This window comes from Polynucleobacter sp. JS-Safj-400b-B2, assembly GCF_018881975.1.
GTDB lineage: Bacteria > Pseudomonadota > Gammaproteobacteria > Burkholderiales > Burkholderiaceae > Polynucleobacter.
On record NZ_JACVPJ010000033.1, the window covers coordinates 1 to 1,449 of the forward strand.

Genomic DNA, 1,449 nt, shown 5'->3' on the forward strand with positions numbered 1-1,449 from the left:
AAAAGCCACCCGATGAACTGACCCCCAAAAGTTAGACAGTTTAGTTAGGTTAGCACGAGGGATTGAGTTCGGTATTGCACCGGGCTTAATCCCTTTAGTTTTTGTTTGATTCGATCATGGTTGTAGTAGTGGATATATTCCTCTAGCCCCGCCTTAAATGATTCAATAGTCTCAAACTTCTTTTGGTAGAAGAACTCTGTTTTCATAATCCCAAACCAGTTCTCCATGACAGCGTTATCTAGGCAATTGCCTTTTCTGGACATGCTTTGAGTAATGCCTTGCTGGTGCAGGGCCTGTTGATACAGTCCCATCTGGTATTGCCAACCCTGGTCTGAGTGCAACATAGGTTTGTCTTTTGGTCCCAGCTGTTTAAATGCGCTTTGAAGCATTTGCATTACTGAGCTAATCTGTGGTCGATCGGCAATCTCATAGGAGATGATCTCTTGGTTATAGAGGTCTAAGATCGGCGATAGGTATACTCGCTCACCTTTGATATTGAACTCAGTGACATCAGTGACCCACTTCTGATTAGGTTTGCTTGCTCCAAAGTTACGCTCTAGTAAATTGGGCGCCACCTTACCGATAGTGCCTTTATAGGACCGGTATCGCTTAGGTCTCACAGTCGATTTAAGTCCTAATTGAGTCATGAGCTTTTGCACTGTCTTGTGGTTTAGGTGTTGGTGCTGATTGCATAGCTCTAGGTGTACTCGCCGATAGCCATAGCGACCTTGGTGGGCATTAAAGATCTGGGTAATGTGCTCTTTAGTGTCCTGATAAGGGTCGGCTTTACTACTGGCTTCTCGCCAGTAGTAATAAACGCTTTTAGCCATCTTGGCGATGATTAGTAAATCCGATAAAGGATAGTGTTGCCTTAGCTCAGTAATTACTTGGGCTTGCTCTCTTTTACTGCTTTGCTCTGAGCTAAGGCTTCTAACTTTTTTAGGTACGCACTCTCGGCCTCGGCATATTCCAGGCGTCGTCGCAACTCTGCCGGCGTGAGCTCAGAGATAGGCTTTTTAAGTAGCGCTTTGATATTGAAGTGGGGCATAGGAGATCGTCCTCTCGGTCGATTAGCAAGGGCTGTAATACCGCCCCCATTGTAGAGTTTTTGCCATTGCAAAATCGTAGTCATACTCCCAATCCCAAAGTGGGCGGCAGCTGGCCTTGCTGATATCTGGTGCGCAGCCATGTGCTGCAGAACTTGGACTTTAAAAACTGGGGAGTAGCGTTGGAAGCTGGGGTTAAGACCACTATGACCATGGGCTTGATAGGCCAAGGTCCATTTGCGGACATCGGAATGGCTAATCTTAAACAGGTGACCTACCCGCTTAAGACCACCTGACTTTAGAAACTCTTTAACTACCTTTAGCTTGAACTGCTTGCTGTACTTGCTCATAAAACAAAACCCCCTTGGTTGGACATAATGTCCAACTTTTGGGGGTCAGCTCA

1 protein-coding gene is annotated in these 1,449 nt (G+C 46.0%); it reads right to left on the reverse strand.

The features are described 5' to 3' along the window. Positions 1–44 precede the first annotated feature (44 nt). Positions 45–1,396 (reverse strand): IS3 family transposase gene (locus ICN48_RS13755; protein ID WP_370624240.1). Its coding sequence is split into 2 segments (ribosomal slippage): positions 45–934 and positions 934–1,396, totalling 1,353 coding nucleotides; the frame shifts between segments, so codons are not numbered across the junction. Between the last annotated feature and the right edge of the window lie 53 nt (positions 1,397–1,449).